Genomic DNA, 238 nt, shown 5'->3' with positions numbered 1-238 from the left:
CGTCTGCGTCTGATTCGTCCCCATACAATACATCTGTTTCAGTGAGCGATACAAAGCCACAACTGACCGCAAACGCTGGTGAAGACCTCGTGGTGGAAGGGGAAGCAGAGTGGACAGACATGAACCAAACTGACCCGTACATCTCCGAGGTTACCCTGAGCTACAAAGGGCGTGTTCTGCGAATCGAGTGATGAGTGTCTTTCATCGCATCCGAACGCTCGCAGCGGATAGACTCGCG

General features: G+C 53.4%; 1 protein-coding gene. It reads left to right on the top strand.

Annotated features, from left to right (window positions below):
- On the top strand, nt 1-191 hold a 191-nt coding region (locus EXE45_RS20940; RefSeq protein WP_206750507.1), incomplete at its 5' end, for a hypothetical protein.
- Nucleotides 192-238 lie beyond the last annotated feature (47 nt).

The sequence above is a fragment of the Halorubrum sp. SP9 genome, assembly GCF_005435015.1.
Taxonomy (GTDB): domain Archaea; phylum Halobacteriota; class Halobacteria; order Halobacteriales; family Haloferacaceae; genus Halorubrum; species Halorubrum sodomense.
This window is presented reverse-complemented; position numbering and strand designations above follow the sequence as displayed.